This window comes from Flavobacterium sp. UBA7680 (assembly GCF_002482975.1).
Lineage (GTDB): Bacteria > Bacteroidota > Bacteroidia > Flavobacteriales > Flavobacteriaceae > Flavobacterium.
Genome location: NZ_DLHA01000019.1, coordinates 614,715 through 632,337 on the forward strand (window position 1 = coordinate 614,715; position 17,623 = coordinate 632,337).

Consider the following 17,623-nt stretch of genomic DNA (forward strand, 5'->3'; position numbering starts at 1 on the left):
TTAGTAAAATGATGATGAAAATCTATTTTTTCTCTTTTAATCTTTCGCTTAAAAGTTCAGGTTCGTTTGTGGTAATGTAATTGAACTTATTGGTTATAATCCAATCCATATCAGCCGCTTCGTTAACTGTCCAGGCGTTTAGAATTATCTTATTTTCTTTTGCTTCTTTCACCCATTCAGGATGTTTTTTAAAAACTGAATAATGATAATCAACTCCATTAATATTATCTGCTTTTACTTCTTTTGGAGATTTATTTCCTTCTAAATATTGTAAAACCGTTTTCTGGTCAACTTGTCTAATTTGTTTTAGAATTTCATAGTCAAAACTTATGTAGCAGGTGTTTTTATCTGCTTTTAGTTTTTTGATGGTTTCAACAGACATTAACGCTGTTTTTTGTCCTCTTTCTTTACTTATTTCCGAAGGTTTTATTTCGCAGACTAAAAGAGTTTGTTTGTTATTCTTTTTTCCTTCTGAAATGTATTCGTGTAATGTTGGAAGTTTTTCTCCGTTAGAAAGCTTAAATTTTATTAAGTCAGCGTAATTGGTTTGTTCGATAAGCAATTTGTTGTAATGTGCATCGTGATTGATTACAAGCGAATCATCTGCGGTTCTCCACACGTCAAATTCAGATCCGGGCAATTTCAAGTCAATGGCATGTCTTAAAGATGCGATAGAATTTTCGGGAAGATTATTCTTTTTCCACGCGCCGCGATGTGCTACGATTGCATTTTCTTTAATACAACAAGATTGAAAAACAATCGCAATTACTAAAAAAAGTGGTATTTTAAAGGTTTTAATAGTATCCATTATTTTAAGTTTATAGTATTTTAAAAAATGTTCTTTTATAAAAAAAGCCCTCCGTCAACCAAACGGAGGGCCTTACTAATCAATAAACCAACTATTTAGTTAACTCAAAACTAACTTTCTTGTCGGCAGTTGAATTTCCTCCAACGAAAATATCAAACTGTCCAGGTTCTGCTGCGAATTGCAAATCAGAATTATAAAATTTTAAATCTTCAACAGTAATGTCAAAACTTACTGTTTGTTTTTCACCTTTTTTAAGTGCTATTTTTTGGAAACCTTTTAATTCTCTAACTGGTCTTGTTACTGAACCAACTAAATCTCTAATGTATAATTGAACTGTTTCTTTTCCGTCAAAATTTCCAGTATTGGCTACGTCAACCGTTACTTTTAATTTTCCGCTGAAATTCATTTTATCAGAAGAAATTTTCAGGTTTGAATAATCAAAAGTCGTATAACTTAAACCAAATCCGAATGGAAATAATGGTTCGTTTCTTTCGTCAATATAGTTTGATCTGAATTTTTCGAATTTACCTTCTGTGTTAGAAAGTGGTCTTCCTGTATTTTTGTGTGCGTAGTAAATTGGTAATTGACCAACGCTTCTTGGGAAAGTTGTTGTCAATTTTCCAGAAGGATTTACATCTCCAAATAAAACGTCAGCAATTGCGTAACCTGCTTCTGTACCAGCAAACCAAGCATTTAAAATTGCCGGAACTGTTTTTTCTTCGTCAGTAATTACTAACGGACGTCCGTCAAATAAAACTACAACAACTGGTTTTCCAGTTTTTAATAACGCGTTTAATAAGTCTTTTTGTGCTTGTGGAATTTCTAAATTCGTACGGCTGCTTGATTCTCCGCTCATTTCAGCAGATTCTCCAATTGCAGCAATAATTACATCAGATTGCTGTGCTACTTTTACAGCTTCAGCTAATAATTCTTCTTTTGAACGTGCATCACGGTGTAATGTTTTTCCAAACATTGTTGCTTTAGTTTCAAACTCTTCGTCGTAATCTAAATTACTTCCTTTAGCATATAAAACTTTTGTTGATGGTCCTGCAACTTCTTTAATTCCTGCCAATAATGAAACAGCATTTTCCATTCTTGTAGCCACACTCCATGTTCCCGGCATATTTTCTTTAGCATCTGCCAAAGGCCCGATTAAACCAATTGTTCCTGATTTTTTAAGAGGCAGTAATTGATTTTGATTTTTTAATAAAACCAAAGATTGTGCAGCGATTTGGCGCGCTTCTTTTCTGCTGTCTGTTGTGAAAATCTCCGTTTTAGCTCTTTTTTCATCGCAATATTTATATGGGTCTTGGAATAATCCTAAGTCATATTTTGCTTCTAAAATAAGTCTAACGGCATTGTCAATTGTTTCGATTGAAACTCTTTTTTCGTCTAATGATTTTTTCAAAGTTCCTAAGAAACCTTCTCCAACCATATCCATTTCTACACCAGCGTTTAATGCTAAAGCAGAAACATCCTGAAGATTACCCATTCCGTGTTCGATCATTTCAGGAATTCCTGTAAAATCGGTTACTACGAAACCTTTAAAACCCCATTGCTTTCTTAAAACATCTGTCATTAACCATTTGTTTCCTGTAGCAGGAATTCCATCAATTTCGTTGAAAGAAGCCATAACTGAACCTACTCCAGCATCAACTGCTGCTTTGTAAGGTGGGAAATAGTCATTAAACATTCTGATATGGCTCATGTCAACTGTGTTGTAATCACGACCTGCTTCAGGCGCGCCATATAATGCAAAGTGTTTTACACATGCTAAAATGGAATTATTTTTAGAAAGATCGTGCTGTTGGTATCCGTTTACCATTGCTTTTGCAATTTGGCTTCCTAAGTACGGATCTTCTCCTGAACCTTCAGAAACTCTTCCCCAGCGCGGGTCACGAGATATATCTACCATTGGTGAGAATGTCCAGTTGATTCCGTCAGCACTTGCTTCTTTTGCTGCAATCTGCGCGCTTCTTTCAATTAAAGCCATATCCCATGTACAAGATAATCCTAACGGAATTGGGAATGTTGTTTCGTAACCGTGAATAACGTCCATACCAAAAAGTAATGGAATTTTTAAACGGCTTTGTTCGACGGCGATTTTTTGTACTTCTTTAATTTTTTGTACAGATTTTATATTGAACAAACCGCCCACTTTTCCTTCTGCAATATTTTTTGCAACATTTGAGCTGTTTGCCTGTCCTGTTGTAATATCACCAGATGTTGGTAAATTTAACTGTCCTAATTTCTCTTCTAATGTCATTTTTGACATTAATTCTGCTACAAACTCTGACTTAGGTTTAATTTTCACTGTACTTTTTGTGCTCTTTTTTTGAGCGTAACCCAAAACAGCACATCCTAAAAAAAGTAAGACTAATTTGTTTTTCATTCTATTTTATTTATTTGTTCGTATTCGATTTTTTCTGTTTCAACATCCAGTCATAAATTTCGGGATTGTCGTAAACTCGTGTCCAGCTGTCGTGTCCAGCATCATCAAAAATAGTTAACTGAACGTCTTTTGCATTACATTTTTTTAATTCTTTGTAAACGCTTATGGCATAATCTACTTTTACCACATCATCTAATAATCCGTGGAAAATTCTGGTTGGAATATTGGCTATTTCACAAGTTTTTTCTAACTGAATTAAATCTACAAAGCCAGCGACAGGTACGTTTGCGGCAAATAGATCCGGATGTGCAAAAGCCAAATTCCACGATGCCCAACCTCCTGAGCTCAAACCAGTAACATATATTCGTTCTGAATCAATTTTGTTTTCCTTCTGAATTTTTAAAATCAGTTCGTAAATTGATTCTGTATCCCAATTCTCTTCTTCTTTGCATTGCGGCGCTAAAACATAAGCGTCTAACTGATGCGTTTTTAGATATTTAAAAGGTCCATGAATTTTTACTTTTTCAATGTCTGTCCCTTTTTCTCCATCACCTGAAATAAAAACTATTAATGGCTTTTTATCTTTTGTATTGGCTGGTTTGTGTAATAGGTAGCCTAATTCATTATTCGTTACAATAACTGTTTTTATTTTTCCGGTGGTTTCACTTTGTGCAAAACCCAATGCAGAAATAAACAGCAATAATAGACCTAGTTTGTATTTCATAATAGATTATTTCTTAAATACCGTATTTTCCTGATGTAAATCCAAGTTTTTTTAGACCTTGTTTTGTGTCAGATGCATTCATAAATAATTTCCACAATAAACCAGTTCTGTAATTTTCAATCATTGGTGCTATTGTTCCTTGGTCAATCGCTAAATATCGAGCGGTTACCCAATTGTATTGTGGTGAAAAAGCATCATAAGGCCCTGCAATTCCAACGTATTTTGCTTTGTTTTCATCATATAAATAATGCAGGAACTTCATAGATTCTATTGGTGTGTATGGAAATGATGATAACGCTGCTGTTGGTGAAATTACTCCATTATCATTATTTGGCTGGTGTGCTGTATAGCCTGTTGTTCCATCAGGATTTCTGGTATAACTTGCTGTCAATCCCCAGCATTTATCTGAATAATCTTTAAAACCTTTTGGATTGGCAATGCTGTACTGAACCATGATTTTAGCGTGGTTTTGAGTTAACTGCCAATAATCTGCATATTTGTCTTTCAAGTTATTTGGATCTAAACCTAAATAAGAATAATGCGACCAGAACATTGGCCCAACATTTCCAGAAGCTCCATTGTAGTTTAAAACTACCGGGATACCGTATTGAGATCTGCCATCTATTATAGCGCCATTTCTTGCCCAAGCTTTATGATAAGCTTCTGCAGAAATTGGATGCGTTGGTGAAGATGCTGCCATTACGTAGGTAATTAAGCATTCGTTATACCCTTCTAATTTAAAGTTCATTTCCCAGCCATAATTTGGTGACCAATGCCAGTATAATGCATCTTGCCCTTGTGTGTACCAATCCCATTCTACACCTTTCCAAAGTTCATCAGCTTTTGCCGCTAATTCTTTTTCAGCTGTACTTCCGTTTTTAAAATATTCTCTGATTGTAATTAATGCCTGGCAAACAAAAGAAGTTTCTACTAAATCTCCTCCGTTATCTTTTGTTCCAAACGGAATTACTTTTCCTGCTTTATTGTCCATCCAGTGCGGCCATGCTCCATGAAAACGATCTGCTTTTTCAAGAAAGGTTAAGGCTGTTGTAAGTCTAGAAACAGCTTCTGCCCTTGGTAAAAAACCTCTTTCTACGCCTACAATAATGCTCATTAAACCAAAAGCTGAACCACCTGTAGTTACAATATTTGACTCAAAATTAGGATCTTCAGTAAGATATCTTTCTCTTGCAAGTTTTGAATTAGAATCTGCGTATTCCCAAAAATATTTTATTGCATCTTTCTGCACCTGATCCATAGCTTCAGTATCTGTTAAAGGCTTTGTTGGTGTAGTTGGAGTTGTTGGTAAAGGAGTTCCTCCTCCTGTTCCGTCAGGTCCTGATGATGAACATGAGTTGAAAAAACTAAAAAGAGAAACTATGTATATTGAAATTTTCATGTCGATAAATAATGTATTAACTAATTAAAATACACCTGAAGGATAAACCTTCAGGTGTGTAAAAAATGCTTATCTTTTGTCTTTTTCTAATTTATAAAGAGCTACGACTTCATTGTCGTTAAGAGCTGCATCATAAATTCTGAATTCGTCCATTAAACCTGTATAGTGAAGCATCCATCCATCAGCCGCTCCCCAAGGAGCACCTAAATGCTGCTGATAACCTCCAATAATAAATTTAGAAACTTCAGAGTTTGCTAATTCTCCGTAAGGACCTCCTCCAGTTGCAGGATCGCTTGCATATCTTTTTGCAATAGATGCAGGAATATTTAACTTTTGTCCATCGATATAAATACTATATGTAGAGCTTGTTCCATTGTAAGTCCAAACTAAATGTTTCCATGCTCCAAACATATTGGCTAAAACATTTGTTCCTCCATGCTCAATAAATTGTCCTGCCCAAGGAATACTTGGCGTAACATCTTTTTGAATATGATTTTTCAACAACATTGTTGTTGCTGGTCCTGTTCCTTCAATAAGGGTAAAAATATTTCCCCAAAAATCTGTTTTTTTAGGAAGCATAAACAATGACTGTGCACCACCTGTGTGTGGATCTGTTTTAATCCACATTGAAACTGTTACACTTTTCAGGTTTACAACTGAATTTGCAACCGTATTATAAGAAATAAAAGAACTTGGAGATCCTTTATATGCTTCTCCTTTTATACCTGTTTCATAGGTTACATTTGTAGCTGATCCGTCTGTTATGCTATTTTTTGAATCGGCAATATTACCATCAAAACTAAATTTAGATACTAAGTGAGCAGCGGCAACATCGTCTGAATTCTCATATCCTCCAATTGACTCATATGGAATTGGACTGTTTACTTTATCAATACTATCCTCGCAACCAGCAAATAATGCTGAAACTAAAACAAAAGAAAGCATGAAAATAGATTTATTTTTTTTCATTTTTAATGTCTTTAAGAATTAATAACCAGGATTTTGAGCTGATAAACCATCTGCTTGTTTGATGAACGATGCAGGAATAGGAAATAATTCGTTTTTACCTTCAGTAAAAGTTTTTCCGTCTACTGCAAAAGCAGCTTTAGCCTGACCTGTACGTACTAAATCAAAAAATCTGTCGTGCTCAAAAGCCATTTCTACTCTTCTTTCTTTCCAAATTGCAATTCTAACATCTGCTTGAGAAACTGCAGGAGTATCTCCTAAACCAGCTCTTTTTCTAATTTGATTTAATAAAGCAATAGCATCTGAAGTTTGTCCTAATTCATTTAATGCTTCTGCTTTCATTAAAATTACTTCAGCAAATCTTAAGTATTTAATATCAACATCTGTTTCCCATGCATCTGTGTAAGCTGATGAATATGCTTTGTAGTTGTATCTTTCATTTTCAACTGTTGTTGGTATTACTCTTCCATCATATAAAGTTGATCCTCTAAAAATGATTGTTGCTGCTTTTCTTACGTCACCAGCTTCATAAGCGTTTACTAAACTTTGAGATGGTGTATTAAAACCCCAGCCCCAACCGCCGGTACCACGGGCACCTTGCGTGTTAGAATAACCTTCAATTCCTTTTGCAGGAACCGCGCCTTGTGCATAAATTTCGAAAATAGATTCTGAATCAAATTTCCCTGATGCTCTGTACATTGAAGCATAATCGCTTACAATAGAATAACCTGTAACTTTATTAGTATTATCAATTACTTGCTGCCATTTCTTTTGATACAAACTTACTTTTGCTAAAAGTGCATATGCCGCACCTTTTGAAGCTCTTGATTTATCGTTAGCTCCGTAAGCAGTTTTTTCAGGTAATGCTGCAATAGCGTCATTTAAATCAGCTTCAATAAAAGCATATACTTCAGCAGATGTTTTACGTGTTAACTGCATAATTCTGTCTGAGTCTGAACCCGGAACTGGTAAATGATCTACAATTGGCACTCCACCGTAACATTTTACCAAAGTAAAATACATAAAAGCTCTTAAAAATTTAGCTTCACCAGCTAATCTGTTTCTTAAATTAGCATCTACTTTATCTAATTTTGGAAGTATGTTTAAAGCCTGATTACATTTGTTTATTCCATCATAATTAGCAATAAAAGTGCTTTCAGCAGAAGGATTAGATGCATTATAAGTCAGAGCATCCAATACATCTTTGTCTGTTCCTGTGTCTCCGGCAGAAGATCCTTTATCAGCATCATCAGATGTAATACTTGATAGCCCAATCCAACCAAATGAAGTCATATCCCAATTTAAAAACTTGTTATAAATTGCTGTCACGAACTGAGCTGCCCCTGCATCGTTATTAAATAACTCTACATCGCTTGTCGAAATAGATTCTGTTTGATCTACATCTAAATAATCGTCTGCACATGCTGTAAAAAAGAACGCTGATAATACAAACGTTACTATATATATCTTTTTCATAATATTAAAATTTTAAATTAGCACCAAGTACAAATGATCTTAAAGTGGGGTAAGCATCAAGCTCAACACCTTGAGTTCCATAAGGATTCCCATCTCCGTTTAACTCTGGAGAGAATCCTGAGAATTTTTGTGTGATAAATGGATTAATCGCATTTACATAAATTCTACATGCACTTATGAAACTACCTTCTTGCAATGGTAATTTGTATCCTAGTGTAATGTTGTTAATTCTAAAGAAATCGCCTGATTCTAAATAATAAGTAGAAGCTACGGGTACCTGATTAAATGGTGCAGGATTTGAAGCAGTTACATTATTTGGTGTCCAAAAATCTGTAGCGATAGAATTTTCTATGTTTTCTCCATAAAAACGCTGTGCTTTTTTTCCGTTATATACTTTTGCTCCAGCAGTACCATAACCATCAACAGAAAAATCAAAGTTTTTGTAATTGAATCCTAAAGAAACTCCGTAATTAGATTTTGGTAAACTTGAACCAACATATTTTTTATCAGCTGTAGCACTCAAAGCATCTTGAGTTACTTTATCTCCCGCAGCGTTGTAGTATAACATATTTCCGTTTGCAGGATCAAAACCAGCGTATTCATAAATATAGAAACTACCTAATGGCTGACCGATAGTAGTGTTATCAAGTAACTTTGTATCCTGTCCATTTCCTAATCCTCCACCAATAACTGGAGACAAAACAACATTTTTTAAACCTGTAAGTTCATTTTTATTGTTAGAAAAGTTCCCTCCAACATAGTAGCTGAAATTTTCACCAATTTTATCATCCCAACGTAAAGAGATTTCATATCCTTTATTAGATACTTCTCCTACGTGTGCTGGTGATGCAGTAGTAATTCCAGATGTAATGTATGGTTTTGTATTTAAAATTACATTGTTTGTATTTTTGTCATATACATCAAAAGTTCCTTTTAATCTGCTGTTTAAAAATTCAAAATCTAAACCTGCAGAAGTTTCTTCTGTAACCTCCCAAGATAAACTTGGATCAATTTGAGAATTAATAGTTGTTCCTTCATTAAGAATAGAACCCCCTAAATAAGCATTAAGTCCTGAAGTATAACCTTGGCTGTTAAGTGGTACATTTTGATTTCCTAATTTTCCCCAGCTTCCTCTTAATTTCAACAAGTCGATTCCTTTAACATCGGCCAAAAAGCTTTCTTTGGTAATAATCCATCCTGCTCCAAAAGCTGGAAAAGTTCCCCAACGGTAGTCTTTAGCAAAATTTGAAGATCCATCACGTCTAACAGTTCCTGTTAACAAATATCTGTCTAATAATTTATACTGGAAACGACCTAAGTAAGATGCTAATTTAGTTTCGTTAAAAACTTCATCTTTATAACTTGTTACATTTGTTGCGTATTCAACATCTTTTAAAGACCAATAATTTGCATCTGCATTAACATTTTTTCTTTTTATAGTCAACTTCTCTCTTGATCCTTTAACATATGTCTCAATACCCGCAGTAACTTCAATATCGTGTATTTCATTAAATACTTTATTATATGTTAAGTAGTTAGACAAACTCCAGTTATAATATTGCTCTCTTCCTTTTGTTAATAAGTTGATATTGGCATTTGGAAACTCCTTTTCATAATCACTTGAAACTTTGTTAGGATTTGCTGCTAACCAGATATTCTTAGTGTCTTCGAAATTATATTGTTTCCAAGTATAATATTCACCATTAAATTGAGAAGTAAATTTTAAAGATTTTAAAATTTCATAATCTAATTTTAAGCCTCCTTGTAAAGTAATGCTGCGTTGTTGTTCGTCGAAGAAATCTAATTGAGCAACTGGGTTTCCAACATTATTAATTGAGTTTCCGGTTTCACTTGCAAAACCATCATCACCTACACGAGAAACTCCATATTTACCATCTGCAAAATATACGGGAACAACAGGAGATTGTTTGTAAGCATTTGTAAAAGCTGATAATGGTTGTGGAGCAGATTTAGTCGATGTTAAACTAAAGTTTTGAGTTAAAGTCAATTTCTTAGAAATTTTATATTCATTATTATTTCTAAAAGTAGTACGCCCATAATCTAAACCATTTAATATCCCTTTTTCTTCATAATTTCCTAAACTGAAAAAGTATTTAATGTTTTCTGTAGCACCAGAAACAGATATGTTATTTTGAGTATAACTTCCTGTTCTTGTAATCTCATCAAACCAATCTGTATTAACCGGTTGATCCTGAGAAAATGTAGTAGATTGTAATGCTGAATTAGTGTAGTGTGCGAATTTATTACTTCCTGCCATTTTTACTTTTTTAAGCGGCGTTCTTACACCACCAAAGCTTTCAATTTCAACAGAAACTTTATCCCCTTTACCTTTTTTAGTTGTAATAATAATTACTCCATTTGCTGCTCTAGTACCATAAATAGCTAAGGCAGAAGCGTCTTTCAAAATGTCATACGAAGTAATATCATTTGTATTAATATTGTTGATGTTTTCTGTTGCCATTCCATCTACAATATATAAGGGCGATCTTCCCCCTAAAGCAGTACCCAAACCTCTAATTACTACAGAAGGGGTACTCCCTGGTACATCAGAAGAAGTTACTTGTACACCTGCCGCTTTTCCTTGAATAGCTTGAGATGCATTTAGAACTTTTGTTTTTGCTACCTCTTCCCCTTTTAGTGAAGAAATTGCAGTTGTGTTATCAATTTTTTTTCTCGTACCGTACCCAATTACAACAACTTCTTTTAAGGCAGTATCACTTGATTCCTTTAAAGTAATTGTCATTGGTGCGGTCGTTGCCGGTACAGAAACTGGATCAAAACCTAACATAGAGACTTTTAAAATGTCTCCAGGCTTTGCATTGATGGTAAAGTTTCCGTCGAAATCTGCATCAGCAGTTGCTCTGGCATCAGATGAAGCAATAACTGCTCCGGGAATTCCCATTCCGCTGCTGTCAACTACTTTCCCTTTAATTGCTTGTGCTTGTCCAGACATATAGACTGGTAACAATAAGAGCACAAATAAGCTAAAAATAAAATTTTTCATACAGTTTGTAATCGTTTAAGTTAGTAGAGCCAAATTAAGCAATTACAACGTTGTAGTACATCAAATACCACTACAGCATAGCTACATCATTATGTTAAAATATAAGCGTACACTAATGATTATCAACACTATAAATGTTAAATTAATTTCATTAACATAACCTTATGATGTAGTAATGATGTATTGGAATTATGTAAATTTTGATGTAGAAAAATATAAATTCTGTAAAAAACAAACTCAATTCTTACAGAGTTAATAAAAACTTTGACAGGTTTTCGTCCTGAGTCAGATTTAATTTCTTTCTTAGACGATATCTGTGCAGTTCTACACCTCTAAAAGAGATGTTCATCATAGGCGCAATTTCCTTTGAAGAAAGGTTCATTTTAAGATAAACACACAGTTTTATATCTTTTGGAGTTAAGTGAGGATATTTTTTAGAAAGGTTTATAATAAACTCGTTATGAATTTGATTTAAATTGGTCTCAAATATTTCCCATTCGTGTTTATTTACTTCATTAATCTTGATGGCTTTTTTGATTTCGCTTTTAAGTTTATTGAAATCTTTTTCAGAATCTAAAATGCTTTGGATATTTTCAATCATTTCACTTTGCTTAGCAATAGACAATGATTTTCCGGCAACTTCAGAAGATTTTGTCTGCAGTTCCAGTTCTAAAATATGTTTTTCGTATTCCTGAATATTTAATTCGTTTTCCTTTTTTAATTCCATTTCCAGAATTTCACGCTGGTGTTTTAATTCTTCGGCCTGTAATTTTAATTTTTGGGTATAACGAAGTTTATTCCATTTATAATAGAAAAACAATACTGCCCCTATTAATAATAAATAAAGAAGAATCATCCAAAAAGAGAAATACCACGGCTGCGCAACTTTAAAATCAAAACTGGAAACTTTATCATAATTGGCTCCGTCGTGTTTAAAAATTACAATAGAATGCGAACCGCTGCTTAAATTATTTAAAACTATAGCTCCATTTGAAATTGGAATATAATTTTTGCCTTTATTAATCTGATAAAATAAATTGGGCTTACTTGCACCATAAATTCCGGAAATAACATTTATTCGGAGTTCTGTATTATGTTTTATTTTTCCATCGTTTTCCAGCAGTTCGTTATCATTGTAAGCTTCAACTTTAACGCCTTTGTTTTGTTCGTTTTGATATCCTAACTGAAGTGAAATAAAACCATCATCAAGATTGAGTAAATAATGATTCTGACTTCTAAAAATTCTCAGGTTTTCGTTAATGAGTTTTCCTTTATAATATTTCTCCTGAATAATATTCCAGATAAACTTATTACCGTGCGAATAGATATGATATAAAATTCCGTCCTGAAGAACCATAAAATGATCCTTATCGATGGCTACAACGTCAGAGATATTTTTGAAATTGGTATTGAACAATTCGTTTTCTTCTAATTTATTGGAGATAGAATTAAACGTATACCAAACGTTATTAATTAGAAAAAGTATTTCGTTTCTAAATTCAAAAATCTTGACACCAAAATCATTTTTGATTTTACTTTGCTGCGTGATATTTTCAACTTTTACAGTTTTAAAATTATCATCGAGAAAAACTCTATATAATCCGCGGTAATTATCAGCTGCCCAAATCTCATTTTTTTTATTTTGAGCTACATATTTAATGGGTTTTGAAAGATCATTTATCCTTATATTCTGGGAAAGTTTTGACGCATCATCATAAACCAAAACTCCGCTGTAGGTAGACTGAAAGTAAGTATCATTAATAGTACTTTTTGATAAATTCCATCCTCCGCTCACATTATTTATTTTTGCTAAAGCTCCATTTTCATAGCAAAAAGTTCCGTCGTTGTGTCCAATAACATATTTACTTCCAATTTTAGTAATATTCCAACCCTGCCCTTGTGTATTTGGCAGCATTTTAAAATTTCCCGAATCAAATTCAAAAATTCCGTGATTTGAAGCAATTAGATACCCTTTATCAATAGTCGCAACTGAATATACCGATCCTAGAATCCCAGAATTATCGTAGAAGAATGAAATAGGAGAATTTACCTCAACATGAGCAAGTCCGTTGTCAAGCCCGAGCCATAAATCTTCTTCTTTATCAAAACCAATACTTAAAACCGAATTGTTCATTAAAACATTATTTCGGTCGATATTTTTAAAAGTATTGTTACTGAAATCGTATATAAAAACGCCTTTATTTCCAGTACCTATAACCAGTTTATTGTTTTTAATAAACTTGGCTACATTGATTCCGTTTGATTTTAAAGTTTCATTTAATGGATTATTCCAGGGTTTTAAACCTCCGTTTTCAACAATGAAAATTCCTTTTTTTTGTGTAAAAACATAGGTTTTGTTTTTATCCTTTTCTATAGCGTGAACAACCGTATTTTTTAAAATATCCCAGCCTTTTGGATTTGCAATTTTGGAACCTTTCATTTTAAAAAGGCCTTTATCTACCGAAGCCACATACAGATCTTTATCAACAACAAAACAGTAAGAAATTAAAAAAGGGAATTTAATTTTTTTAATGTGTTTTCCATCATAAATAAAAACATCATTGAAAGACTGAAAATACAACGAACCATTAAATCTGAAAATTTTCCAGATTTCTTCATTGTCTTTTTCAGCAAATAAACGAAGGCTTTTGGTAATAGAAACGTAACGCATTTTAGCATTTTCTCTGTACCAATATCCAAATTCCTTGTATGAACCGGAATAAATTCGGTCTCCTTCTATTAAAATTGAGCGAATAATAGTTTTGTTTGGCAGAGCATATTTTTCCCAAATAACGCCGTCATAACGCAATAAATAATGGTTATTGGCAAAATACATGGCTTTATCTTTACCCTGAGCAACATTCCAGATTTGATTGTCGCCCTGATAGTCTGATTTATTATAATTTTCTACGAAAGGAAGAAGTTCTTGTGCTTGAATTTGAAAAGCAGCGAAAAACAAGAAAATTGATTTTAAAAGTATCGATTTCAAGATATTCGGTTTTAAATTCAAAGATACTGACAAATATTCATTTTTTGACGCAAAAAAGCCTCCCGATTGAGAGGCTTACGTTATAAACAGAATTTATCTTTTTAATTTTCTAATAATTGATAAACCTGATTGGCAATTTCATATTCTTCATCAGTTGGTACAACCAGAACTTTCGTTTTTGAATTTGCTGTGCTAATTTCTCTGATTTCTTTTGAACGAATTTGATTTTTTTCGGGATCAATTTCAATTCCAAAATAATCCATATCAGTACAAATCAATTTACGCATGTATGAAGAGTTTTCACCAATTCCTGCCGTAAAAATGATCGCGTCTAATCCGTTTAAAGCTGCTGTATATGAACCTATAGTTTTCCTAATTCTGTAGGCATTCATTAATAAAGCCAATTGACAATCTTTATTTCCTTCTTCTGCTTTAGATTCGATATCACGAAGATCGCTGTACCCTGTTAAACCAAGCATTCCGCTTTGTTTCAGCAAAATAGAATTTACTTCATCTGGTGTATAACCTAAATTTTTAACCATATAAAAAATAACAGATTGATCAATATCACCCGCACGAGTTCCCATAACCAAGCCATTTGCCGGAGAAAATCCCATCGTTGTATCGATACTTTTTCCGTCTTTTACTGCGGTCATACTGCAGCCGTTTCCTAAATGGATTGTAATTATTCTTGAACCTTTTTCTAAATAACCAATTGCTTTTTCTGAAACATATTTATGGCTTGTTCCGTGAAAACCATAAACACGAACTTTATGTTCTGTTAAAAGGAAATTTGGAATAGCATATTTATAAGCTTCAACAGGAATCGTCTGATGGAAAGCGGTATCAAAAACGGCTACTTGTTTTGCTCCGGAAAAAATTTCTTCGGCTACATTTATCCCCACTAAATGAGCAGGATTATGAAGTGGAGCCAGCTCTGAAAGTTCTTTTATTTTCTCCTTAACTTCTTCGGTAATTATGGTTGTATTGGAGAAATAACTTCCGCCATGCACAACTCTATGTCCCACTGCCGTAATTTCTGAAGTTGTTTTTATAACTCCTTTTTCAGCATCTAAAAGCATATCTGCAACCTTTTGCAAACCAATTTTGTGTGTTTGAATAGGCAATATTTCTTCATAAGAATTTGAAGCTGTTTTAAACGTAATATTTGATGTTTCTAAACCAATTCTATCGATCATTCCGGTACAAATTACTTCGTTTTCCGGCATAACCATTAATTGGTATTTTATGGATGAACTTCCTGAGTTAATTATGAGTATTTTCATTTTTTATGTTTTTTGCCACAAAGGCGCTAAGTCACTAAGTTTTATTTTAATCTCGAAGACTGATTTTTTTTTATTATTGAGATTAGCACGCGGATGACGCGTCTTTACGAAGTAAATCCGCGGATTAAACGGATTTTTTTATTCTATCAAAAATAAAATCCGTGTAAATCTGCATTTTCGCAGTAGCGAATCATTCACATCCGCGTTCTATTTTTTAATTTTTTATCTTGTTGTCGAGATTGGCACGCGGATAATGCTGATTTACTTCGTAAAGACACGGATTAAAAACGGATTTTTTATTCTATCAAAAATAAAATCCGTGTAAATCTGTGTTTTCGCGGTAGCGAATCAGTCTCATCCGCGTTCTATTTTTTAATTTTTAATTCCAAATTTTTAATTGATTATAATCCCTGCGCTTGTATTGCCGTAATCACAACCGTATTGATAATATCATCGACTGTACAGCCTCGGCTTAAATCATTTACAGGCTTATTTAAACCTTGTAACATTGGACCGATTGCTAAAGCTCCTGTTTCTCTTTGTACGGCTTTATAGGTGTTATTTCCGGTATTTAAATCAGGAAAAATAAGTACACTTGCCTGCCCTGCTACTTCAGAATCCGGCATTTTGCTTTTTCCAACTGCGCGATCTACTGCAGCATCGTATTGAATTGGTCCTTCAATTTTTAAATCCGGACGTTTTTGTTTTACAATTTCCGTTGCAGTTCTCACTTTATCTACTTCATCTCCTTTTCCAGAAGCTCCTGAAGAATACGAAAGCATGGCGATTTTCGGTTCTATTCCGAATGCTGAACTTGATTCTGCTGATGAAATTGCAATTTCTGCCAATTGCTCTGCCGTTGGATTTGGATTAATGGCACAATCTCCAAAAACAGAAACCCTGTCTTCTAAACACATAAAAAACACGGATGAAACTACCGATGAATTTGGTTTCGTTTTAATGAATTGAAGCGCTGGCAAAATAGTATGCTGCGTTGTATGTGCCGCACCCGAAACCATTCCGTCTGCATGACCTTTATATACCATCATTGTTCCGAAATACGAAACATCTTCCATTAAATCCCTTGCCATTGTAATACTTACGTTTTTAGCTTTTCTAAGTTCGTAATACGTATTGGCGTAATCTTCGTAAAGTTCAGATTCTGTTGGGTTTATAATTTTTACTTTCGAAAAATCTAATGAAATCCCCAGTTCAGTAACTTTATTTTCAATTTGTTTTTTGTCTCCAATAATCGAAATATCAACTACATCCATCGCCAAAAGCCTTGAAGCTGCGATAATAATCCTGTCATCATTTCCTTCCGGAAGAACGATATGTTTGCGATGCTGTCTGGCTCTTTTAACCATATTATATTGAAACATTTTTGGCGTCATGCCTTCTGCTTCAAAAGTGATTAATCTTTCCGATAAAGCGTCGTTATCAACGTATTTCTCAAATGTAGTTATTGAGGTTTCAATCTTGTGCGTATTGTTAGCGTAGATTTCAGATTTAATAGATCCTATCTTGTTTGTAATATGATACGTTCCGCCATCAACAGCAATAATAGGAACGATGGCCGAAAGTCCTTCAATCAGTTTTAAAATACTTTCCTCCGGAACTATATTTCCTGTTAGAATTATTCCTGAAATGGTTGGATAATTTGCAGATTCATTTGCCTGCAAAGCTCCCAGAATAATATCAGATCGATCTCCTGGTGTAATTACAAGCGCATTATTATGTAAGTGAACCAAATAGTTATGCAATTGCATGGCTCCCACACTAAAATGCCCAATTTCATTATTAAGGTAATTTTCTCCAAATAAAACTTTTGCATCAAGCTCATTTACAATTTCCTGCATGGTAGGATTGTTTAAACTTGAAACTAACGGAATTGTATTTACTAAAACATTTGGAGGTAGACTTTTTTGAAGACTTTTGGTAACTAATTCAATATTTTCGGGTTGTACTTTATTGGCAAAAACAGATAAAACTTCAACTTCTTTTACTTTGAAAGAATCGTAAACTAAATACAAACTGTCAACGAGTTCTTCTAAAGTTTTTCCAATTCCTGATCCAATAATTATGGTTGGAATTCCGAGGTTTTTTGCAATTAAAACATTCAAATCTAATTCGATAGAAGTTCCTTCTCCGGTAAAACTAGTTCCTTCAACTAAAACAAAATCAAATCGTTCTTCCAGTTTTTTATATTTCTCAATAATTAAGTCTAAAACCTCTCCAATTTTACCTTTGTTTTTCTTTTTAATGAGTTTGCTTTTTGTGATAGCGTATGCATCTTCAAACTGAATATCAAGGTTAAAATAAGACAAAACTGTTTCGATATGATTATCTACTTCACCATCAACAAAATCTTCTATTATAGGCCTGAAATAACCCACTTTAGCCGTTTTACCAATCAAAATACTCATTAAGCCGAGTGTAATTATCGACTTTCCGCTGTTTTGATCGCTGGTGGCTATATATATCGCTTTACTCATAATTATTTATATTATTCTAAATACTAAATCTACACAAAATCAAATTTTTCTTAGCCGAAATAA

10 protein-coding genes are annotated in these 17,623 nt (G+C 33.6%); all 10 read right to left on the minus strand.

Translation table 11 applies throughout. The features are described from left to right. Positions 1–22: 22 nt before the first annotated feature. The gene (locus B3C18_RS07635) at positions 23–808 is read right to left on the minus strand and encodes a glycerophosphodiester phosphodiesterase family protein (RefSeq protein WP_291144837.1); all 786 of its coding nucleotides are present in this window, start codon (positions 806–808) and stop codon (positions 23–25) included. A 91-nt stretch (positions 809–899) separates the two neighbouring features. Next, positions 900–3,200 carry a beta-glucosidase BglX gene (gene bglX, locus B3C18_RS07640; protein WP_180857658.1) on the minus strand — a complete coding sequence of 767 codons (2,301 nt, stop codon included), beginning with the start codon at positions 3,198–3,200 and terminating at the stop codon, positions 900–902. Positions 3,201–3,210: 10 nt separating this feature from the next. After that, the gene (locus B3C18_RS07645) at positions 3,211–3,924 is read right to left on the minus strand and encodes a prolyl oligopeptidase family serine peptidase (protein WP_291144842.1); all 714 of its coding nucleotides are present in this window, start codon (positions 3,922–3,924) and stop codon (positions 3,211–3,213) included. Between the two features lie 13 nt (positions 3,925–3,937). After that, positions 3,938–5,323 (minus strand): glucoamylase family protein, encoded by a 1,386-nt coding sequence (locus B3C18_RS07650; RefSeq protein ID WP_291144845.1) that lies wholly within the window; start codon positions 5,321–5,323, stop codon positions 3,938–3,940. Between the two features lie 69 nt (positions 5,324–5,392). Continuing rightward, positions 5,393–6,292 (minus strand): LamG domain-containing protein, encoded by a 900-nt coding sequence (locus B3C18_RS07655; protein ID WP_291144848.1) that lies wholly within the window; start codon positions 6,290–6,292, stop codon positions 5,393–5,395. Positions 6,293–6,310: 18 nt separating this feature from the next. Beyond that, positions 6,311–7,765 carry a RagB/SusD family nutrient uptake outer membrane protein gene (locus B3C18_RS07660; protein WP_291144851.1) on the minus strand — a complete coding sequence of 485 codons (1,455 nt, stop codon included), beginning with the start codon at positions 7,763–7,765 and terminating at the stop codon, positions 6,311–6,313. A gap of 4 nt (positions 7,766–7,769) precedes the next feature. Further along, positions 7,770–10,790 (minus strand): SusC/RagA family TonB-linked outer membrane protein, encoded by a 3,021-nt coding sequence (locus B3C18_RS07665; RefSeq protein WP_291144854.1) that lies wholly within the window; start codon positions 10,788–10,790, stop codon positions 7,770–7,772. A gap of 244 nt (positions 10,791–11,034) precedes the next feature. After that, positions 11,035–13,779: a helix-turn-helix and ligand-binding sensor domain-containing protein gene (locus B3C18_RS07670; protein WP_291144857.1), complete on the minus strand. Its 2,745-nt coding sequence runs from the start codon at positions 13,777–13,779 to the stop codon at positions 11,035–11,037. 101 nt (positions 13,780–13,880) lie between these two features. Further along, positions 13,881–15,065 carry an acetate/propionate family kinase gene (locus tag B3C18_RS07675; protein ID WP_291144860.1) on the minus strand — a complete coding sequence of 395 codons (1,185 nt, stop codon included), beginning with the start codon at positions 15,063–15,065 and terminating at the stop codon, positions 13,881–13,883. Positions 15,066–15,466: 401 nt separating this feature from the next. After that, a complete protein-coding gene (gene pta / locus B3C18_RS07680) occupies positions 15,467–17,560 on the minus strand; it encodes a phosphate acetyltransferase (RefSeq protein WP_291144864.1) in 2,094 nt (697 codons plus the stop codon). Between the last annotated feature and the right edge of the window lie 63 nt (positions 17,561–17,623).